This is a genomic window from Pseudogemmobacter lacusdianii, from assembly GCF_030848395.1.
Taxonomy (GTDB): Bacteria; Pseudomonadota; Alphaproteobacteria; order Rhodobacterales; family Rhodobacteraceae; genus Pseudogemmobacter; species Pseudogemmobacter lacusdianii.
Genome location: NZ_JAVDBT010000006.1, coordinates 1 through 22,088, shown reverse-complemented (window position 1 = coordinate 22,088; position 22,088 = coordinate 1). Strand labels below are relative to the sequence as shown.

Annotated in this window: 15 protein-coding genes; 13 read left to right on the top strand and 2 right to left on the bottom strand. The window is 60.2% G+C overall.

From position 1 onward, the window contains the following. The first annotated feature begins 78 nt into the window (after positions 1–78). From Q9295_RS07425 to rpoC, 9 genes are all read left to right on the top strand, one after another. Positions 79–2,454 carry a trimethylamine N-oxide demethylase gene (locus Q9295_RS07425; RefSeq protein WP_306679900.1) on the top strand — a complete coding sequence of 792 codons (2,376 nt, stop codon included), beginning with the start codon at positions 79–81 and terminating at the stop codon, positions 2,452–2,454. 126 nt (positions 2,455–2,580) lie between these two features. Continuing rightward, on the top strand, positions 2,581–2,772 hold the full coding sequence (gene secE / locus Q9295_RS07420) for a preprotein translocase subunit SecE (RefSeq protein ID WP_306679899.1): 192 nt from the start codon (positions 2,581–2,583) through the stop codon (positions 2,770–2,772). A 179-nt stretch (positions 2,773–2,951) separates the two neighbouring features. Then, positions 2,952–3,485: a transcription termination/antitermination protein NusG gene (gene nusG / locus Q9295_RS07415; protein WP_306679898.1), complete on the top strand. Its 534-nt coding sequence runs from the start codon at positions 2,952–2,954 to the stop codon at positions 3,483–3,485. Between the two features lie 105 nt (positions 3,486–3,590). Further along, positions 3,591–4,043 (top strand): 50S ribosomal protein L11, encoded by a 453-nt coding sequence (gene rplK / locus Q9295_RS07410; RefSeq protein WP_306679897.1) that lies wholly within the window; start codon positions 3,591–3,593, stop codon positions 4,041–4,043. A 5-nt stretch (positions 4,044–4,048) separates the two neighbouring features. Continuing rightward, the gene (rplA, locus tag Q9295_RS07405; RefSeq protein WP_306679896.1) at positions 4,049–4,747 is read left to right on the top strand and encodes a 50S ribosomal protein L1; all 699 of its coding nucleotides are present in this window, start codon (positions 4,049–4,051) and stop codon (positions 4,745–4,747) included. 267 nt (positions 4,748–5,014) lie between these two features. Then, on the top strand, positions 5,015–5,530 hold the full coding sequence (gene rplJ, locus Q9295_RS07400) for a 50S ribosomal protein L10 (protein ID WP_306679895.1): 516 nt from the start codon (positions 5,015–5,017) through the stop codon (positions 5,528–5,530). 69 nt (positions 5,531–5,599) lie between these two features. Beyond that, on the top strand, positions 5,600–5,974 hold the full coding sequence (rplL, locus tag Q9295_RS07395; protein WP_306679894.1) for a 50S ribosomal protein L7/L12: 375 nt from the start codon (positions 5,600–5,602) through the stop codon (positions 5,972–5,974). A gap of 243 nt (positions 5,975–6,217) precedes the next feature. Further along, positions 6,218–10,351 carry a DNA-directed RNA polymerase subunit beta gene (gene rpoB, locus Q9295_RS07390; RefSeq protein WP_306679893.1) on the top strand — a complete coding sequence of 1,378 codons (4,134 nt, stop codon included), beginning with the start codon at positions 6,218–6,220 and terminating at the stop codon, positions 10,349–10,351. 85 nt (positions 10,352–10,436) lie between these two features. Further along, entirely contained in the window at positions 10,437–14,681 is a 4,245-nt protein-coding gene (rpoC, locus tag Q9295_RS07385) for a DNA-directed RNA polymerase subunit beta' (protein WP_306679892.1), read from the top strand. A 119-nt stretch (positions 14,682–14,800) separates the two neighbouring features. Here the strand turns inward: rpoC and Q9295_RS07380 are convergent, their stop codons facing one another. Continuing rightward, positions 14,801–16,186 (bottom strand): Mur ligase family protein, encoded by a 1,386-nt coding sequence (locus tag Q9295_RS07380; protein WP_306679891.1) that lies wholly within the window; start codon positions 16,184–16,186, stop codon positions 14,801–14,803. A 169-nt stretch (positions 16,187–16,355) separates the two neighbouring features. Beyond that, the gene (locus Q9295_RS07375) at positions 16,356–17,579 is read right to left on the bottom strand and encodes a flavin-containing monooxygenase (protein ID WP_306679890.1); all 1,224 of its coding nucleotides are present in this window, start codon (positions 17,577–17,579) and stop codon (positions 16,356–16,358) included. Positions 17,580–17,731: 152 nt separating this feature from the next. On the opposite strand from Q9295_RS07375, the gene Q9295_RS07370 reads away from it, so the two are divergent. The 4 genes from Q9295_RS07370 (at position 17,732) to fusA (ending at position 21,950) form a co-directional block, all read left to right on the top strand. Next, positions 17,732–18,625 carry a DMT family transporter gene (locus Q9295_RS07370; RefSeq protein ID WP_306679889.1) on the top strand — a complete coding sequence of 298 codons (894 nt, stop codon included), beginning with the start codon at positions 17,732–17,734 and terminating at the stop codon, positions 18,623–18,625. Between the two features lie 329 nt (positions 18,626–18,954). Continuing rightward, entirely contained in the window at positions 18,955–19,326 is a 372-nt protein-coding gene (gene rpsL, locus Q9295_RS07365) for a 30S ribosomal protein S12 (protein WP_165014620.1), read from the top strand. Between the two features lie 20 nt (positions 19,327–19,346). Then, positions 19,347–19,817 (top strand): 30S ribosomal protein S7, encoded by a 471-nt coding sequence (gene rpsG / locus Q9295_RS07360; protein WP_306679887.1) that lies wholly within the window; start codon positions 19,347–19,349, stop codon positions 19,815–19,817. 9 nt (positions 19,818–19,826) lie between these two features. Further along, on the top strand, positions 19,827–21,950 hold the full coding sequence (gene fusA, locus Q9295_RS07355; RefSeq protein ID WP_306679886.1) for an elongation factor G: 2,124 nt from the start codon (positions 19,827–19,829) through the stop codon (positions 21,948–21,950). The last annotated feature ends 138 nt before the right edge of the window (positions 21,951–22,088 follow it).

Here is a 22,088-nt window from a genome sequence, read left to right as displayed (position 1 = left end):
ATGAACAAAGTTTACCTGCACTAAATCCCGCGCCGGTCAGATCCAAAGACGTCGCGCCCCAAACCTCAAAGGCACCGCATGCTTGATCTGCCTTACCGCCAAGTTCCCCCCGGCCCGCCGCGCCCGAGCCGCATCCTGACCCCGCAGACGGTCTCGCCGCATCACGGGTTTGAGCGGCATGTGATCCCCGGAGGCGGCGCGCTTATGGTGCAAATCGCCGCCGGCGACCGGCTGACGGTGATCAATGACGAGGGCGGCCAACCGGCCGAGTTGATCGCCACCCGCCCCGACGGCCGGATCGATGCCGCTTTGCTTGGGCAGGCGTCCAATTCGCAAGCCGATGGGCTGAAAGCGATGCTGGCTTTGGGCGATGCGGCAGGGCAGGGGCTCTCGCGCCTGCGTCGCGGGCTTGAGGCGCGGCAGATCGACCTTGCCCGCGCCGGTGCCTTGCGGCTTTTCGCCCCCGACACTGCCGCCGGGGCGCGGGCTGAACTCACTGTGCTTGAGGCGGGCTGGCTGATCCTCGCCGCTCCCGGCCTGCCGATGGTGCCCGAAAACCAAGACACGGCCACGCCGATCACCCTGCACATCCAGCGCGCCACGCCGCGGATGGTCGGGCATTTCGATCTGCCCGATCCGCTTGCCGATCCGATCCTTGATTTGCGGGTGAAATCGGCAACGGCAGAAAGCTATTTCGTCAAAGCCGGTGACTACATTCAGATCCTCGATGTCGATGGTCGCCAATGCACCGATTTCCAATGCTTTGACGCCCGCAAGTTGGAAAAGGGCCTGCAGCACGCGCTGGACGTCACCACCAGCCGCACGCTGATGGGCCATGCCTATTCGATGCCGGGCCTGCATTCGAAATATTTCGACCAAGACTGGGTGCCTTTGGTCGAGGTGGTACAAGACACCGTTGGCCGCCATGACGCCTTCGCCATGGCTTGTGCCTCGAAATATTATGACGAGATCGGCTACCCCGGCCATGTCAACTGCTCGGACAATTTCAACGCCGCCCTCTCGCCCTACGGCGTCACCGCGCGGCCGGGCTGGATGGCCGTTAACCTCTTCTTCAACACCCAGATCGACGCGCATGGCGTCTTGATCGCGGATGAGCCGTGGAGCCGCCCCGGCGATTACGTGCTCTTCCGCGCGCTAACCGATATCGTCTGCGTGAACTCGGCCTGCCCCGATGACACCTCACCCGCCAATGGCTGGTATCTGTCGGACATCCATGTCCGCACCTATTCCGGCCAAGAGAAATTCTCGCGCGCCATCGCCCATCGCACCACCCCAGAGTCGGAGCCGAAGATGACCAAGGAAACCGCGTTCCATTCCCCCATCTCGGAACGCACGCGGAATGTCGTGGAATACAAAGGGTATTGGCTGCCGCAGGCCTATAACGTCGGCCCGATCGACGAATATTGGGCCTGCCGTGAGGCGGCGGTGGTGATGGACCTGTCGCCCCTGCGCAAGTTCGAAGTCACCGGCCCCGATGCCGAGGCTTTGATGCAATGGTGCGTCACCCGCGACATGAAAAAGCTCTCGCAGGGCCAAGTGGTCTATACCGCCATGTGCTATGAGCACGGCGGCATGATCGACGATGGCACCGTCTTCCGGCTCGGCCGCGACCAATTCCGCTGGATCGGCGGCGATGACTATTCCGGCGAATGGCTGCGCGAGCAGGGCCAGAAGCTGGGCTTGAACGCGATGGTGCGGTCCTCCACCGACCAGTTGCATAACCTTGCCGTGCAAGGCCCGAACAGCCGCGAGATCATGCGCCGGATGATCTGGACCGCGCCGCATCAACCGACCATCGAAGAGCTGGGCTGGTTCCGTCTGACCGTGGGGCGGCTTGGCGGACCCACCGGCGCGCCGGTGGTGGTCTCGCGCACCGGCTATACCGGCGAGTTGGGCTATGAGATCTTCTGTCACCCCAAAGACGGCGCGGCGGTCTATGACGCGGTCTGGGCCAATGGCGGCGATCTGGGGCTGAAGCCGATGGGCCTTGCCGCCTTGGATATGGTGCGCATCGAGGCCGGGCTGATCTTCGCCGGCTATGACTTCAGCGATGAGACCGACCCCTTCGAGGCTGGCATCGGCTTCACCGTGCCCTTGAAGTCGAAGCCCGATGACTTCATCGGCCGCGACGCGCTCATCCGCCGCAAAGAGCACCCTAGCCGCAAGTTCGTTGGGCTTGAGATCGATGCCAATGTCGATGTCGGTCACGGCGATTGCATCCGCATCGGCCGCGCGCAGGTGGGGGTGGTGACCTCCGCCATGCGCTCACCGCTCCTTGGCAAACAGATCGCCTTGGCGCGTGTGGACCTTGCCCATGCCGAGCCCGGCACCGCGGTGGAAGTGGGCAAGCTCGACGGCCAGCAAAAGCGCCTGCCGGCGGTGATCACCACGCTTTCGGCCTATGATCCGAAGAAGACCCGGCCGCAAAGCTAAACCGCCTCAGCTCACCGATCGGGCTGGCACAACGCCCGCCCGATCCCCTTGCTTGCGCAGAGCGCTTGAATTCTGCGCCAGCATTCCGTATGTCCGCAGCGATCCGGATTTCTGAAAGCCCCTGTCATGGCCCGCACCACTCCTCTTCAGTTCATGCAACAGGTCCGGTCCGAGGTGGGCAAGATCCACTGGCCGGCCCGGCGTGAAGTTGTTCTGACCACGATCATGGTCTTCATCATGGCTGCCCTGGCCGCGACCTTCTTTAGTCTGGTCGATCTGGGCATCCGCACAGGGCTTCGGCTGATTTTCGGCGCGTAAATCGCTTAAAAACACCGCATCTCTTTGCTTGCCTCTTGATCAATTGGTCGCCAACGGATAATTCCCGAGCAACCAGAGGACAACCGGCGCGCATCGATTCGGGGTGCGCGCTGTTTTTTGTTCCGGAGAAAGACGACGGGGCGCAACGGCCTCGCTAAGGCAGAAGGTGTAGTAGACCCATGGCAAAGCGCTGGTATTCGGTGAGCGTTCTCTCGAATTTCGAGAAAAAGATCGCCGAACAGATCAAGACTGCCGTGGAAGACGCCAGTCTGCAGGATGAAATCGACGAAGTGCTCGTGCCCACCGAAGAGGTGATCGAGGTTCGTCGCGGTAAGAAAGTCACCTCTGAGCGTCGCTTCATGCCGGGCTATGTGCTCGTTCACATGGAAATGACCAGCCGTGGCTATCATCTGATCTCCTCGATCAACCGCGTCACCGGTTTCCTTGGTCCGCAGGGCAAGCCGATGCCGATGCGCGACGCTGAAGTGAATGCGATCTTGAACCGCGTCGAGGAGGGTGAGGCGCAGCCGCGCAACCTGATCCGCTTCGAGATCGGCGAGAAAGTCAAAGTCACCGACGGCCCCTTCGAGGGCTTCGATGGTATGGTCGAGGAAGTGGATGAGCAGCACAGCCGTCTCAAAGTCTCGGTCTCGATCTTTGGCCGGGCCACCCCGGTCGAGTTGGAATTCACCCAGGTTTCGAAAGAACTCTAAGGTGATGCCGTGGGAGGCGAGCTGGCCCTAGGGCTGGTGGACCCGACCACTAAACCGCGCCCCTGATCCAATCACGGATCGGCGCAGTGAGAAGGAGCGGCCCAGATGGCCAAGAAAGTAGCTGGCAGCCTCAAGCTGCAAATTAAAGCGGGTCAAGCCAACCCGTCCCCGCCGGTCGGCCCTGCACTGGGTCAACGCGGCCTGAACATCATGGCTTTCGTGAAAGAGTTCAACGCGCGCACCGCAGAGCTTCCGCCCGGTACGCCGACTCCGACGCTGATCACCTACTACGTCGACAAGTCGTTCACGATGGAGTTGAAAACTCCGCCGGCATCGTACCTGGTGAAAGAGGCCGCTGGTCTGAAGCCGCAAGGCAAGCGCAACCGCGCCAAAGGTTCGGTCAAGCCGGGCCGCGAAGTTGCTGGCACGATCACCGTGGCACAAGTCCGCAAGATCGCCGAGACCAAGATGAAGGATCTCAACGCCAACACGATCGAAGCGGCGATGAACACCATTCTTGGTGCTGCTAAATCCTGCGGCATCGAAGTGAAGGGCTGAGCACCATGGCAAAGATCGCAAAACGCGTCGCAAAGGCGCAAGAAGCTTTTGTCGGCAAGGCCAACCTCTCGGTTGAAGAAGCTGTCAATCTGGTGAAGTCGGCTGCTTCGGCAAAATTCGACGAAACCCTTGAAATCGCGATGAACCTTGGCGTTGACCCGCGTCACGCTGACCAAATGGTTCGCGGCGTTTGCCTGCTGCCGAACGGCACCGGTAAAACCGTGCGCGTCGCTGTGTTCGCTCGTGGTCCGAAGGCTGATGAAGCCAAGGCTGCTGGCGCGGATATCGTCGGTGCAGAAGACCTGCTGGAGACCATCCAGTCGGGCAAGATCGACTTCGATCGCTGCATCGCCACCCCGGACCTGATGCCGCTCGTCGGCCGTCTGGGTAAGATCCTCGGCCCGCGCAACCTGATGCCGAACCCCAAAGTCGGTACCGTGACCATGGACGTCAAAGGCGCTGTCGAAGCGGCCAAAGGCGGCGAAGTGCAGTTCAAAGTCGAAAAAGCCGGCGTTATCCACGCTGGTATCGGCAAAGTCTCCTTCGATGCTGACAAGCTGGCTGAGAACGTGCGCGCCTTCGTGGACGCCGTGACCAAAGCTAAGCCGTCGGGTGCCAAAGGCGCTTACGTCAAGAAAGTGTCGATCTCCTCGACGATGGGCCCGGGCGTTTCGCTCGACCTCGCATCGACGGCTTCGGCCTAATGAACACCGGCGGGATGGGCGCTTAAGCCTGTCCCGCCCGCTATTCCCAATCCCCATTCGGGGGGCGGGAGTGACGGAGGCCACAAACCTTCGTCCTGTCCGAGACGGTGGGTGACGCGCAAGTGTCTTAATTTCCTGCCTGAGATGGGGAACGAGACGAATTTCGCTTTCGGGCGATCTTGGCTTTCGACCCTAACGGACCGAAACGCCCTTGCTCTCGCAGGGGCAGAAGTGAGCCGGGGGAAACCCCAAACTTGGAGTGAAACTGTGGATAGAGCCCAGAAAGAACAATTGGTCGAGGAACTCGGCCAAATCTTCGCAAGCTCTGGCGTCGTAGTGGTTGCCCGCTACGAGGGAATGACGGTTGCACAGATGCAGGACCTGCGCGCGAAGCTTCGCGAAGTGGGTGGGTCCGTTCGCGTTGCCAAGAACACGCTCGCCAAGATTGCTCTGGAAGGCAAATCGGCCGCTAAGATGGCTGATCTCCTGACGGGCATGACCGTGATGTCCTACACCGAAGATCCCGTGGCAGCTGCCCGGGTCTGCGAGGCATATGCCAAAGGGAACGACAAGTTCGTGATCCTTGGCGGTGCCATGGGCGAAACGGTTCTGGACCTGGCCGGTGTTAAAGCCGTGGCCGCTATGCCGTCGCGTGAAGAGCTTCTCGCTCAGATCGTTTCGTGCATCGGTGCGCCCGCCTCGAACATCGCTGGTGCCATTGGCGCGCCTGCTTCGAACATCGCAAGCATCCTGTCGACCATCGAAGAAAAGGCTGCGGCCTAATCTTCGCGTCTCGCGCGGGGCTTGCCCCCGTGTCGTTGGAACCCCATCTAAAAGAACGGAAAGCATAAAATGGCTGATCTGAACAAACTCGCCGAAGAAATCGTTGGCCTGACCCTCCTGCAAGCGCAAGAGCTGAAGACCATCCTGAAAGACACCTATGGCATCGAGCCGGCAGCCGGTGGCGCCGTCATGATGGCTGCAGGCCCGGCAGCTGCTGCTGAAGCCGCTGAAGAGAAAACCGAGTTCGACGTCGTCCTGACCGACGCTGGCGCGAACAAAATCAACGTCATCAAAGAAGTCCGCGGCATCACCGGCCTGGGCCTCGTTGAAGCCAAAAACCTCGTCGAAGCTGGCGGCAAGGTGAAAGAAGGCGTTTCGAAAGCTGACGCTGAAGAAATGAAGAAAAAGCTCGAAGCGGCTGGTGCCAAGGTTGAGCTGAAGTAATTGCCGTTGCGGGTTTTTCCGCAGCGTTGATTTCTGGCTGGAGAGGGGTCATCCCTCTCCAGCTTAATCGCGTCTTGATAGGGGCTTTCAGATGAAAGCGACTTTCCAGGTGTGATGATCGGTTCGGGAGCTGCCTGACGGGACAGGTGGCAGGTATTGAACCAAATCCCCTCTCCGCCCAAGTGGCGCGCTTCCGTGGCCCGACGGAAGCCCGCCGCGGGAAAATGAAAGGTTACGAACAACATGGCGCAAGCTTACGTTGGCCAGAAACGTATCCGCCGCTATTTCGGCAAGATCCGCGAAGTCCTCGAGATGCCGAACCTCATCGAGGTTCAGAAATCTTCCTACGATCTGTTCTTGCGGTCGGGCGATGCCGACAAACCGCTCGACGACGAGGGGATCCAAGGCACCTTCCAATCGGTCTTCCCGATCAAAGATTTCAACGAGACTTCGGTGCTCGAGTTCGTGCGTTACGAACTGGAAAAGCCCAAGTACGACGTTGATGAATGCATGCAGCGCGATCTGACCTATGCGGCACCTTTGAAGGTGACGCTGCGTCTGATCGTCTTTGATGTTGATGAGACCACCGGCGCGCGCTCGGTCAAAGACATCAAAGAACAAGACGTCTACATGGGCGACATGCCCTTGATGACGCCGAATGGCACCTTCATCGTCAACGGCACCGAGCGGGTCATCGTCTCCCAGATGCACCGCAGCCCCGGCGTCTTCTTCGACCATGACAAGGGCAAGACCCATTCTTCGGGCAAGCTGCTCTTTGCATGCCGGATCATTCCCTACCGTGGCTCCTGGCTCGATTTCGAGTTTGACGCCAAAGATGTGGTCTTCGCCCGTATCGACCGTCGCCGCAAACTGCCGGTGACGACGCTGCTCTATGCCTTGGGCATGGATCAAGAGACCATCATGTCGACCTATTACGACACGGTGAACTACACCCATGTGAAGAACAAAGGCTGGGTCTCCAAGTTCTTCCCCGAGCGTGTGCGCGGCACCCGTCCGACCTTCGATCTGGTCGATGCTGCCACCGGCGAAATCATCTTGAAGGCTGGCGACAAAGCCACGCCGCGGATGGTGAAAAACTGGATCGACGAAGGCCAAGTCACCGAGCTTTTGGTTCCCTATGACCAAATCCTCGGCCGCTATGTCGCCAAGGACATCATCAACGAAGAAACCGGTGAGATCTGGGCAGAAGCCGGTGACGAGCTGACGCTGGAATACGACCGCGACGGCGATGTCAAAGGTGGCTCGCTCAAAGTCCTTCTGGACCAAGGCATCACCGAGATCCCGGTTCTCGACATCGACAACGTCACCGTTGGCCCCTACATCCGCAACACGATGGCGGTCGATAAGAACATGGGTCGCGACACCGCGCTCATGGACATCTATCGCGTCATGCGTCCGGGTGAGCCGCCGACCGTTGAAGCCGCTTCGGCGCTCTTCGACACGCTGTTCTTCGATAAAGAGCGCTATGACCTCTCGGCCGTTGGCCGGGTCAAGATGAACATGCGCCTTGACCTTGATAAGCCCGACACCCAGCGCACGCTGGACCGCAGCGACATCACCGCTTGCATCAAAGCACTGGTGGAACTGCGTGACGGTAAAGGCGAGATCGACGACATCGACCACCTCGGCAACCGCCGGGTGCGCTCGGTTGGCGAGCTGATGGAAAATCAGTATCGCGTCGGCCTGTTGCGCATGGAGCGCGCGATCAAGGAACGTATGTCCTCGGTCGAGATCGACACGATCATGCCGCAAGACCTGATCAACGCCAAACCGGCCGCGGCTGCGGTGCGTGAATTCTTCGGCTCCTCGCAGCTGTCGCAGTTCATGGACCAAACCAACCCGCTGTCGGAAGTCACCCACAAGCGTCGTCTCTCGGCTCTCGGGCCGGGCGGTCTGACCCGTGAGCGTGCAGGCTTCGAGGTTCGCGACGTTCACCCGACTCACTATGGCCGGATGTGCCCGATTGAAACGCCGGAAGGTCAGAACATTGGTCTGATCAACTCGCTGGCCACCTTTGCCCGCGTGAACAAATACGGCTTCATCGAAACCCCGTACCGCAAGGTCATCGACGGCAAAGTCACCGATGAGGTGATCTACATGTCGGCGACCGAAGAGATGCGCCACACTGTCGCTCAGGCAAACGCTGCCCAAAGCGAAGAAGGCCGTTTCACCGACGACCTGATCTCCAGCCGGAAAGCGGGCGAGTTCATGCTGAACCCGCCGGAAGCCGTCGACCTGATCGACGTGTCGCCCAAGCAGCTGGTCTCCGTTGCGGCCTCGCTCATTCCCTTCCTTGAGAATGACGACGCCAACCGCGCTCTCATGGGCTCGAACATGCAACGTCAGGCCGTGCCGCTCTTGCAATCGGACGCACCTTTCGTCGGCACCGGGATCGAGGCCGTTGTGGCGCGTGACTCCGGCGCTGCGATCATGGCACGTCGTTCGGGTATCATCGACCAAGTCGACGCAACCCGTATCGTTGTGCGCGCTACCGAACTGCTGGAGCCGGGTGAGCCGGGCGTCGACATCTACCGTCTGCGCAAGTTCAAGCGTTCGAACCAATCGTCCTGCATCAACCAGCGTCCGCTGGTGAAAGTGGGCGACCGCGTGACCCGCAACGAAGTGATCGCCGACGGCCCCTGCACCGATATGGGTGAACTGGCGCTTGGCCGGAACATCATCGTCGGCTTCATGCCGTGGAACGGGTATAACTACGAAGACTCGATCCTGATCTCCGAGCGTATCCTCAAGGATGACGTCTTCACCTCGATCCACATCGAGGAATATGAAGTCGCTGCCCGTGACACCAAGCTTGGGCCGGAAGAGATCACCCGCGACATCCCCAACGTCGGTGAGGAAGCCCTGCGCAACCTCGACGAAGCGGGCATCGTCTACATCGGCGCTGAAGTTCAGCCGGGTGACATCCTCGTCGGTAAGATCACGCCGAAGGGCGAAAGCCCGATGACGCCGGAAGAGAAACTCCTCCGCGCCATCTTCGGTGAGAAAGCTTCCGACGTCCGCGACACCTCGCTCCGTCTGCCGCCCGGCGCCTATGGCACCGTGGTGGAAGTGCGGGTCTTCAACCGTCACGGCGTCGACAAAGACGAACGTGCGCTGCAGATCGAGCGTGAAGAAGTCGAACGTCTCGCCCGCGACCGCGACGACGAACAGGCGATCCTTGACCGCAACATCTACGCGCGTCTGAAGTCCCTGATCCTCGGCCGCGAAGCCGTGAAGGGTCCCAAAGGCATCAAGGCTGGCTCGAAGATCGACGAAGAACTGCTGGGCACGCTGAGCCGTGGCCAATGGTGGCAGCTGGCCGTCGCTGAAGAAGCCCAAGCCAAAGAAGTCGAAGCTCTGCACGACCAATACGAAGTGCAAAAGCGCGCTCTGGACCTGCGGTTCGACGACAAGGTCGAAAAAGTCCGCCGCGGCGACGATCTGCCTCCGGGTGTGATGAAGATGGTCAAAGTCTTCGTCGCGGTGAAGCGCAAGCTGCAGCCGGGCGATAAGATGGCCGGCCGTCACGGCAACAAAGGCGTCATCTCGAAAGTGGTGCCGGTCGAGGATATGCCTTTCCTCGCCGACGGTACCCCGGTCGATATGGTTCTGAACCCGCTGGGCGTGCCGTCGCGGATGAACGTCGGTCAGATCCTTGAAACCCACATGGGTTGGGCCGCACGCGGTCTGGGTCTGAAAATCGACGAGGCTCTGCGCGACTACCGCCGCTCGGGCGACCTGACCCCGGTGCGTGAGGCGATGCGTCTGGCTTACGGTGATGAAACCTACGAAGAGGCCCTCTCGGGTCGCGACGAGGAAGAATTCATCGAGATGGCCAAGACCGTCACCCGTGGTGTGCCGATCGCAACCCCGGTCTTCGACGGGGCGAAAGAGGCTGACGTCAATGATGCTTTGCGTCGCGCGGGCTTCGATGAATCCGGTCAATCGGATGTCTTCGACGGCCGCACCGGCGAGAAGTTCCAGCGTAAGGTCACCGTGGGCGTGAAATACATGCTCAAGCTGCACCACCTTGTTGACGACAAACTGCACGCCCGTTCGACCGGCCCGTACTCGCTTGTCACCCAACAGCCGTTGGGCGGTAAGGCGCAGTTCGGTGGTCAGCGTCTTGGGGAGATGGAGGTCTGGGCTCTCGAAGCTTACGGCGCCGCCTATACCCTGCAAGAGATGCTCACCGTGAAGTCGGATGACGTTGCTGGCCGGACCAAGGTCTATGAATCGATCGTCAAGGGCGAGGACAACTTCGAGGCCGGTGTGCCTGAGAGCTTCAACGTTCTCGTGAAAGAAGTCCGCGGCCTCGGCCTGAACATGGAACTCCTGGATGCGGAGGAGGAGTGAACGGAATTTTCCAAAATTCCGTGCCGGTTTCTTCAAAGAAACCGGCGCACCCCTCTGACCGCAACCTCCTGATTAGGAAGCCCAAATGAACCAGGAACTGACGAACAACCCTTTCAGCCCGGTTGCTCCGGTCAAAACCTTTGACGAGATCAAGATCTCGCTCGCATCGCCCGAGCGGATCCTGTCTTGGTCCTTTGGTGAGATCAAAAAGCCGGAAACCATCAACTACCGGACCTTCAAGCCCGAGCGTGATGGCCTGTTCTGCGCCCGTATCTTCGGGCCGATCAAGGACTATGAATGCCTCTGCGGCAAATACAAACGCATGAAATATCGCGGCGTTGTCTGCGAGAAATGCGGCGTGGAAGTCACCTTGCAAAAGGTGCGCCGCGAGCGGATGGGCCATATCGAGCTGGCCGCTCCGGTCGCCCACATCTGGTTCTTGAAGTCGCTCCCGTCCCGGATCGGCCTGATGCTGGACATGACCCTGCGGGATCTGGAACGCATCCTCTACTTCGAAAACTACGTCGTCATTGAGCCGGGTCTGACCGACCTGACCTATGGTCAGCTGATGAGCGAAGAGGAATTCCTCGACGCCCAAGACCAATATGGCGCCGACGCTTTCACCGCCAATATCGGTGCTGAAGCCATCCGCGAAATGCTGGCCGCGATCGACCTCGAGTCGACCGCTGATCAGTTGCGCGAAGAGCTGAAAGAAGCCACGGGCGAGCTGAAGCCGAAGAAGATCATCAAGCGTCTGAAGATCGTTGAGTCCTTCCTCGAGTCGGGCAACCGTCCCGAGTGGATGGTCTTGACCGTTCTTCCGGTGATCCCGCCGGAACTGCGTCCGCTGGTGCCGCTGGATGGTGGCCGTTTCGCGACCTCGGACCTCAACGACCTCTATCGTCGTGTGATCAACCGCAACAACCGCCTGAAGCGCCTGATCGAGCTGCGTGCGCCCGATATCATCGTGCGCAACGAAAAGCGGATGCTGCAAGAAGCGGTTGATGCACTCTTCGACAACGGCCGTCGCGGCCGCGTCATCACGGGCACCAACAAGCGCCCGCTGAAGTCGCTGTCGGACATGCTGAAGGGTAAGCAAGGTCGCTTCCGTCAGAACCTTTTGGGTAAACGCGTCGACTTCTCGGGTCGTTCGGTCATCGTGACCGGGCCTGAGTTGAAGCTGCACCAATGCGGTCTGCCGAAGAAGATGGCTTTGGAGCTCTTCAAGCCCTTCATCTACTCGCGTCTGGAAGCCAAAGGCCTTTCCTCGACCGTGAAGCAGGCGAAGAAGCTGGTTGAAAAAGAGCGTCCCGAGGTTTGGGACATCCTGGATGAGGTCATCCGCGAGCACCCGGTTCTTCTGAACCGCGCGCCGACGTTGCACCGTCTGGGCATCCAAGCGTTTGAGCCGATGCTGATCGAAGGCAAAGCCATCCAGCTGCACCCGCTGGTTTGCTCGGCCTTTAACGCTGACTTCGACGGCGACCAAATGGCCGTGCACGTTCCGCTGAGCCTTGAGGCCCAGCTGGAAGCGCGCGTTCTGATGATGTCGACGAACAACGTTCTGTCGCCCGCCAACGGCGCGCCTATCATCGTTCCGTCGCAGGATATGGTGCTTGGTCTCTACTACGTGACCATGGAGCGCAAAGGCATGAAAGGTGAGGGCATGTCCTTCACCAATATCGACGAAGTCGAACATGCGCTGACCGCGGGTGAGCTGCATCTGCACGCCAAAATCACGGCGCGCCTGCAGCAAGTTGACGAAGAGGGCAACCTCGTCTGGAAGCGGTTCGAGACCACCCCCGGCCGTCTGCGTCTGGGCAACCTCTTGCCGCAAAACGCCAAAGCTCCCTTCGAGCTGGTGAACCGTCTTCTGCGTAAGAAAGACGTGCAGACCGTCATCGACACCGTCTATCGCTACTGCGGTCAGAAAGAGTCGGTGATCTTCTGTGACCAGATCATGGGCCTTGGCTTCCGCGAAGCCTTCAAAGCCGGGATCTCCTTCGGCAAAGACGACATGGTCATCGCCGACAACAAATGGGACATCGTCAACACGACGAAAGCCTTGGTTGCCGACTTTGAACAGCAGTATCTCGACGGTCTGATCACTCAGGGCGAGAAGTACAACAAAGTCGTCGATGCTTGGTCCAAGTGCAACGACAAGGTCACCGAGTCGATGATGTCGACCATCTCGGCGACCAAATACGAAGAGAACGGCGCTGAGAAAGAGCCGAACTCGGTCTATATGATGGCGCACTCCGGGGCGCGTGGTTCGGTCACCCAGATGAAACAGCTGGGCGGGATGCGCGGCCTGATGTCGAAGCCTTCGGGCGAGATCATCGAGACGCCGATCATCTCGAACTTTAAAGAAGGTCTGACCGTTCTTGAGTACTTCAACTCGACCCACGGTGCCCGTAAGGGTCTGTCGGATACCGCGTTGAAGACCGCGAACTCGGGTTACCTGACCCGTCGTCTGGTGGACGTGGCACAAGACTGCATCGTGCGCATCCATGACTGCGGCACCGACAGCGCGATCACCGCGATGGCGGCTGTCAACGACGGTGAAGTGATCTCGCCCTTGGGCGAGCGCGTGCTGGGCCGTGTGGCTGCAGATGACATCATCCTGCCGGGCAGCGACGAAGTTCTCGTCGCCAAAGGCGAGATGATCGATGAGCGTCGCGCCGACATCATCAACACCTCGGGCATCGCGACGCTGCGCATCCGCAGCCCGCTGACCTGTGAGGCCGAAGGCGGCGTTTGCGTCCAGTGCTATGGTCGTGACCTTGCCCGCGGTACTCAGGTCAACATCGGCGAAGCTGTCGGCATCATCGCCGCACAGTCGATCGGTGAGCCCGGTACCCAGCTGACGATGCGGACCTTCCACATCGGCGGCGTGGCACAGGGTGGCCAGCAGTCCTTCTTGGAAGCAAGCCAAGAGGGTAAGATCGAGTTCCGCAACCCGACCGTTCTGACGAACGTCGCGGGCGAGCTGATCGTGATGGGCCGTAACATGTCGATCGCGATCGTCGACGATGCCGGCGGCGAACGTGCTGTCCACAAGCTGTCTTATGGTGCGAAACTGCACGTCAAGGACGGCCAAGAGGTCAAGCGCGGCGTCAAGCTCTTCGAATGGGACCCCTTCACCTTGCCGATCATCGCCGAAAAAGGCGGTGTGGCACGGTTCAAGGACCTCATCTCGGGCATCTCGGTCCGCGAGGATACCGACGAAGCCACCGGCATGACGCAGAAGATCGTCAACGACTGGCGTTCGGCTCCGAAAGGCAATGATCTCAAGCCCGAGATCATCCTGATGGATCCGACCACCGGCGATCCCGTGCGCAACGACGCTGGCAACCCGATCTCCTACCCGATGTCGGTGGACGCCATTCTGTCGGTCGAAGACCAACAAGAACTGCGTCCGGGCGACGTGGTGGCCCGTATCCCGCGCGAAGGCGCCAAGACCAAGGACATCACCGGGGGTCTTCCCCGCGTGGCGGAATTGTTCGAAGCCCGTCGTCCGAAGGATCACGCGATCATCGCGGAAGCCGATGGCTACGTCCGCTTCGGCAAGGACTATAAGAACAAGCGCCGCATCACCGTGGAACCGGTGGATGAGACGCTGCAGGCTCAGGAATATATGATCCCGAAAGGGAAGCATATTCCGGTGCAAGAAGGTGATTTCGTCCAGAAGGGCGATTACATCATGGACGGCAACCCGGCTCCGCATGACATCCTGCGGATCATGGGGATCGAGGCGCTTGCCAACTATATGATCGACGAAGTGCAAGACGTTTACCGTCTGCAAGGCGTGAAGATCAACGACAAGCACATCGAAGTCATCGTGCGCCAGATGCTGCAAAAGTTCGAGATCATCGACTCGGGCGAGACCACGCTGCTGAAAGGTGAGCAGGTCGAGAAACAAGAGCTGGACGAAGAGAACGCCAAAGCTCGGAACCGTGGCCTGCGTGAGGCGAAAGCCGAGCCGGTGCTCTTGGGTCTGACCAAAGCCTCCTTGCAAACCCGCTCGTTCATCTCGGCGGCGTCCTTCCAAGAGACCACCCGCGTGCTGACCGAGGCTTCGGTTCAAGGCAAGCGCGACAAGCTGGTGGGTCTCAAAGAGAACGTCATCGTGGGCCGTCTGATCCCGGCAGGCACCGGCGGGGCAACCCGTCGGGTCAAAGGGATCGCCTCCGAGCGTGACAACACGGTGATCGAAGCCCGCCGCAGCGAAGCCGATCAGGCCGTCGCTCTGGCAGCCCCGACCGAGACTGCCGAAAGCATTTTCGACAATGCCTCGATCGTGACCGATCCGCTGGAAAGCCGGGAATGAGGAATTGGCCTCGGGCTTCGTCCCGGGGCCAGCCTGACCCCTCGGTCAGCTGAATAAGAAAACCCCCGCCGGTGCAAACCGGCGGGGGTTTTCTTTTGCCTGCCACATTCTGCGCGGCGTCAGTTCAACGAAGCTGACCGATCTTTGATGTATTTCGACACCCAAGCATTCAGCCCAGTGCTGTTCGAGCCTTTGACCATCACCACATCGCCCGCCGCGATTTCGTTCTCGAAGATCTGCGCCAAATCTTCGGGGCCGCGTAGCTCTTGATGGCCCGGCACAGATCCTTGCCTCTGATAGGCCGCCCCAATCGTATAGATCCGGTCCAGACCAACCTTGGCAATGTCTTGCATCAAGCGATGGTGCTCGGCCGCTGCTGTCTCACCCAACTCGGCCATCTCGCCCAGCACCGCGATCCGACGCCCCTCGACCGGTACCGCCAAAAGCTCGGCCAAAGCCACCCGCATCGACGCGGGGTTGGCGTTGTAGGAATGGTCCAAAAGCGTAAATAACCCGCCTGGATGCGGCACGGCATAGCGCGCGCCACGGCCGGGCAGGGGGGCAAAGCTCGCGAAAGCCGCCGCCAGATGGTCCAGCGACAACCCAAGCGCCAGATGCACCCCGCAAGCGGCCAGAAAATTATGCAGCATATGCACGCCATGCCGATTGCACTTGGGCAGATCGATCAACGCCTCGCCAATCGCGATCCGCACCAGATCGCGCTCTGGATCATAACCCGTCGGGCGGACATGATCCTCCGGGCGGCGGCCGTAAAAGATCACCTCCAGCCCTTTGGCGTGCGCCAGCTCGGCCACATAATCGCGCTCGCTCATCGAGCTGTTGAGAATGACTTTACCGCCGGGCCGCATCCCTTCGAACATCCGCGATTTGCGCGCCGCAATCGTGCGCAGATCGCCGTGATGGACCAGATGGGCGGCGTGAATATTGGTGAAAACCGCAACATCGGGGCGGGCCGCTGCCGTGCTGTCGCGCATTCCAGCAATCGCCATCTCCAACACAATATGCCGGTCCTCCTCGCGGGCCGAGGCGAGATTCCACGCCACCCCGCGCGCGGTATTGGCGCCGACGCGGCTGGCATAGACCGGGCCGAGCTGGCCCAAGGCATGGGCGATCAAAGCCGTGGTCGAGGTCTTGCCCGCGCTGCCCGTGACACCGATCAGCGGCGCCGGAAGCCGCGCACGCGCCGCCCGGGCCAACTTCATCAGTGCGCGTTGCCGGTCTGGCACCTGCAGCACCGCCGTCTCCGGCAGACCCAATTCTGGCCCCGAGGTGATGAGCAGCCTCGGCACCGTGCCGCTCTCGCGTAGGGCGCGGGCCGATATACCGAAGGTCTCGCGGTCTCGGCGCAGAAAGGTGATGTCGTCGGGACGCCATGACGGCAGATAGGTCGAAACACCGGTGAAGAGGAGAGGCTCGCTCGGCGGCACAATCCAACGACCATCCGGCAAGAGTTCTACAATATCAGAGATCGAAAAACGCGCCATCAAGCCCTCTGTGCAAGTTCACCCGGATCTGGGCAGGCTGAAGACCATCCTCCCAGATGCGGCAAATTGCAGGCACGGGCGGCGGTGACAACCTTGGCCATATGTCTCACGTTAAACATACGTCAGCCATACGTTTTCCATACGTAAAGCAGACGTTGTTTACGGACAATTATCCCCGCTTGGCGATCTCTCCGGCCAGTCTTTGCGCGTCGCGCCATGCGCCCCAGATAAAGGCCGAGGCGCGGCAACTGAGCCAGCTGAGGCCCACGAAGTAGAGCCCCGGCACATTGCCGACGCCCTTGTCATGCTCGGGTCGGCCTTTTTCGTCGAAGGCGGGCAAGTCTAACCAGTTGTAATCCAACCCATATCCCGTCGCCCAGATGATCGAGCGGATGCCTTCCTGTGCCAGATCGAGCTCCACCGGCGGGTGCAAGATCGCCTCCGGCAGCGGCGGGATCACCCGCGCTTGCGGGTCCTCTGGCAGCTCGATGCCATTGGCCGCCAGATAGGCGTCTGCCTGATCCAGCACAGAGAGGTAATTGGCATCCCCATCCCGAACATTCTTCGTCAAGTCATTGGCAAATTTGATCTTTCCATCGGAAAACCCATTGGCGCGGCCGACCAACCCCATGCCCCTTGCAGCCAATTCCCGGAAGTCCACCGTCCGCCCCCCCCGCGCGCCTGAGACCGCGATGGTCACATGCTCGGTGCCCGGCTCTTTCACCGGCATGTCCCACTTGCCTAAGACACTGAGCCACCAGACAAAATCGCGTCCTCGGTAGCGGATTGGCGGGCGGTCATGGGGCCCCACGGCAAGGAAGACCTTGCGGCCCGACCGCAAAAGCTCATCCGCGATCTGAACCCCGGAAGAGCCCGCCCCCACCACGAGCACAGCCCCCTCTGGCAACTGCGCCGGGTTCTTGTAATCCGCCGAATGGATTTGATAAATTCCCGCAGTATTTGGCACCAACGCCGGGATGATCGGCTTCTGAAACGGCCCCGTCGCGCAGACCAAATTCTGGGCCTCGATCACCCCAGCCGAGGTTTCCGCCCGGAACTGCCCATCCGCCAGCAAAGTGACCTTTTCCACCGTCACTCCGCAGCGCACGGGCATCTTGATTCGCCGCGCATAGTCCTCAAAATATTGGACAATTCGGTCCTTAGGGGCGAAAGCAAAAGGGTCCACCCCCTCAAAGGTCTGGTTCGGGAACCGGTCATGCCAAGCCGGACCATTGGCCACCAGACTGTCCCACCGCCCGGTGCGCCATTTCTCGGCCAGCCGGTCGCGCTCCAGCACGATATGCGCAATGCCTTGATCTGAAAGGTGTTCGCTCATCGCGATCCCGGCCTGACCGCCGCCGATCACCAGCGTATGGGTGGTCTCAAAGCTCATAACGCGCTCCTTTTGGCTGCAAAAGGATTAAGGCGGGCGCTGGATAGGCAAAACCAACATCTCTCTAGTTGCGGATTAGGGTTTGCCTAAGTTGATGCGGCTTCCCCCGCTGCATTTGCCCTGATAGCCTGTGGCGAAAGAAGGAAGACGGCGTGGCGCTCTCAGAAAATCTGCGTGGCATTCTGGCGATGAGCCTGTCGATGGCCGCCTTTACCATCAACGACACCTTGATGAAGTCGGTCACCAGTGCAATGCCGCTCTTCCAGGCCATTGCTTTGCGAGGCGGATTTGCGATCCTTGGCTTGATCGTGATTGCCCGGGCCAACGGCGCCTTTCGCCAAAGCCTATCGCGAAAAGATACCGTCCTGACTGGCCTACGCTCGTTGGCCGAGGTCTTTGCGACGTACTTCTTCCTCACGGCCCTGATGCATATGCCCTTGGCCAATCTCTCGGCGATCATGCAGGTGCTGCCTTTGGCGGTGACACTGGGGGCGGCCGTGGTCTTCGGTGACAGGATCGGCTGGCGGCGTATGCTGGCGATCTTGGTGGGTTTGGTCGGGGTGTTGATCATTATCCGGCCCGGCACAGATAACTTTGATCGCTATGCCCTTTTCGGCCTCGCCTCGGTTGCCAGCGTGGTGGTCCGGGACCTTGCGGCGCGGAGGATCTCGGCCGAGGTGTCGTCATCCTTGGTGGCGCTGGCGGCGGCGGTCGCGGTGACGGTGATGGGCGGCGTGGTCACTTTGGGGCAGGGCTGGGTGCCGGTCACCGGCTCTGGAATGGCGCATGTCCTTGGTGCCAGTGCCTTCTTGATTGTGGGCACGATCTGCTCGGTCACCGCAATGCGGCATGGCGACATCGGGATCGTCTCGCCCTTCCGCTATACGGCGCTGCTTTGGGCGATCGTGCTTGGCTATTTGATCTTTGGCAGCTTGCCGGATGGCTGGACCCTGATTGGCGCTACAATCGTCGTTGCAGCGGGGCTTTTCACCTTGCTGCGCGAGCGGCGCTTGCGCGCGGCGGCGATGGCGTCCAAAAGGGTGTGACCGCAGCTTCGATGGGTTGGGGACGGGTCTTTGAGACCCTCCGCCATCCCCCGCTGGTCAAGCGCCGGCTCCGGCCCGCGCCGTTGACATCATGGCCGACTCCCCCTATAGCCCGCCTACCTTATGACGGGAGGATTCTCTCTCTTTTTAGGGTCAGAGCGCTTGAAGTGGTCACGATCCGGGTTTTCCGCCCCGATCCTCTGAATAAACCCGCGTCATTTCCTGCCAAGGGGATGAGGCGTGGTTGCGTGTTTTGCGATTCGCGCATTGCACGTCGAGAAGCAGCGTCCCGATAGGCAGCGGGACGAGTATCGAAACGAGGAACGTTAATGCCAACGATTCAGCAGCTGATCCGGAAACCCCGGGAAGCGAACGTGCGGAAATCCAAGTCGCAACACTTGGAATCCTGCCCGCAAAAACGTGGGGTTTGCACCCGCGTTTACACCACCACTCCGAAGAAGCCGAACTCGGCTATGCGTAAAGTTGCGAAGGTTCGCCTGACCAACGGCTTCGAAGTGATCTCCTACATCCCCGGCGAAAAGCACAACCTGCAAGAGCACTCGGTTGTTCTGATCCGCGGTGGCCGCGTCAAAGACTTGCCGGGTGTCCGTTACCACATCCTCCGCGGTGTGCTGGATACCCAAGGCGTCAAAGACCGTCGTCAGCGTCGTTCGAAATACGGCGCTAAGCGTCCGAAGTGATCCTGGAGAGGTAGAGAGACATGTCCCGTCGTCACGCCGCAGAGAAGCGCGAAATTCTCCCGGACGCCAAGTATGGCGACCGCGTTCTGACCAAATTCATGAACAACCTCATGCTCGATGGCAAAAAGTCCATCGCTGAAGGCATCGTTTATGGCGCTCTGACCCGCGTTGAGAGCAAGCTGAAGCGCGCTCCGATCGAGGCTTTCCATGAAGCCCTCGACAACGTGAAGCCCTCCGTCGAAGTGCGTTCGCGCCGCGTCGGTGGTGCAACCTACCAAGTACCGGTTGAAGTCCGCACCGAGCGCCGCGAAGCGCTTGCGATCCGTTGGTTGATCACCGCTGCGCGCAAGCGCAACGAGAACACCATGGAAGAGCGTCTGGCTGCCGAACTCTCCGACGCTGTCAACAACCGCGGCACCGCGGTCAAGAAGCGCGAAGACACCCACAAAATGGCCGACGCGAACAAAGCGTTCAGCCACTACCGCTGGTAAGGGGGCCAAATGGCACGCGAGTTTCCGCTTAACCTGTACCGCAACTTCGGCATTATGGCGCACATCGACGCGGGTAAAACCACGACGACTGAGCGCATCTTGTTCTACACCGGCAAGAACCACAAAATGGGTGAGACGCACGACGGTGCGTCCACCATGGACTTCATGGAACAAGAAGCTGAGCGCGGGATCACCATCTCGTCCGCAGCGACTTCGACCACTTGGGAGCGCCATGTAGACACCAACTACACCGCAGACCCCTCGAAGAAGCACCGCTTCAACATCATCGACACCCCCGGCCACGTTGACTTCACCATTGAAGTTGAGCGTTCGCTGGCTGTTCTCGATGGTGCGATCTGCCTTCTCGACGGCAACGCCGGCGTTGAACCGCAGACCGAGACCGTTTGGCGTCAGGCGGACCGCTACAAAGTTCCGCGGATCGTCTTCGTCAACAAAATGGACAAGATCGGCGCTGACTTCTTCAACTGCGTGCGCATGATCAAAGACCGCACCGGCGGCATCCCCTGCCCGGTCGCTCTGCCGATCGGTGCCGAGGACAAGCTTGAAGGCGCGATCGACCTGGTCACGATGGAAGAGTGGGTCTGGAAGGGCGACGACGTCGGCGCTTCCTGGGAGCGTCAGCCGATCCGTGAAGAGCTGCAAGATCTGGCCGACGAATGGCGCGGCAAGATGATCGAGCTTGCCGTTGAGCAAGACGATGCAGCTATGGAAGCCTATCTGGAAGGCAATGAGCCGTCGCAAGACGAGCTGCGTCGCCTGATCCGTAAAGGCACCTTGTCGATGGCCTTCTTCCCGGTTCTTGCTGGCTCGGCCTTCAAGAACAAGGGCGTGCAGATGGTCCTCAACGCTGTTGTGGATTACCTGCCGGCTCCGACCGACGTTCCGGCCTATGTCGGCTTCGCCCCGGGCGATGAGACCGAGACCCGCAACATCGAGCGGAGCGCTCGCGACGAGGATCCCTTCTCGGCGCTGGCCTTCAAGATCATGAACGACCCCTTCGTCGGCTCGCTGACCTTCACGCGCATCTACTCGGGCGTGCTGAAAAAAGGCGACACGATGCTCAATGCCACCAAAGGCAAAAAAGAGCGCGTGGGCCGTATGATGGTGATGCACGCTATCCAGCGTGAAGAGATCGAAGAAGCCTTTGCAGGCGACATCATCGCGCTGGCCGGTCTGAAAGAGACCACCACCGGTGACACGCTCTGTGATGTGGCGAAGCCGGTGGTTCTCGAAACCATGACCTTCCCGCAGCCGGTGATCGAGATCGCCGTCGAGCCGAAAACCAAAGCTGACCAAGAGAAGATGGGCATGGCCCTGGCGCGCTTGGCTGCCGAGGACCCGTCCTTCCGCGTCGAGACCAACTTCGAGTCCGGTCAGACCATCATGAAGGGCATGGGCGAACTTCACCTCGACATCCTCGTCGACCGTATGCGTCGCGAGTTCAAGGTCGAGGCGAATATCGGCGCTCCGCAAGTGGCTTATCGTGAAACGATCAGCTCCGAGTACGAGATCGACTACACCCACAAGAAGCAAACCGGTGGTACGGGCCAATTCGCGCGCGTTAAACTGGTTATCTCGCCGACCGAGCCTGGCGAAGGTTACTCCTTCGAGAGCAAGATCATCGGTGGTGCGGTTCCGAAGGAATACATCCCCGGCGTTGAAAAAGGCATCAAGTCCGTTATGGACTCGGGCCCGCTCGCTGGCTTCCCGGTGATCGACTTCAAAGTGGCTCTGATCGACGGCGCCTTCCACGACGTCGACTCCTCGGTTCTCGCCTTTGAGATCGCGACCCGTGCAGCAATGCGCGAAGGCATGAGAAAGGCTGGCGCAAAACTGCTCGAGCCGATCATGAAGGTCGAAGTTGTGACCCCGGACGAGTATACCGGTAACGTGATCGGCGACTTGACCTCGCGTCGCGGTATGGTCACCGGCCAAGACAGCCGCGGCAACGCGAACGTCATCGCCGCTATGGTGCCGCTCGCAAATATGTTCGGCTACATCAACAACCTGCGCTCCATGTCTTCGGGTCGCGCTGTGTTCTCGATGGAATTCGACCATTACGACGCTGTGCCCGAGAATATCTCGCAAGAGATTCAGAAGAAGTACGCCTGATAGAGCGGTGGGCGGTGACGCCCACCCATCCCACCGCTGCCGCGCGCGTCGCGGCGTATGAATTAAGGAGTTGCCACTATGGCAAAGGCAAAGTTTGAACGGAACAAACCGCACGTCAACATCGGCACGATTGGCCAC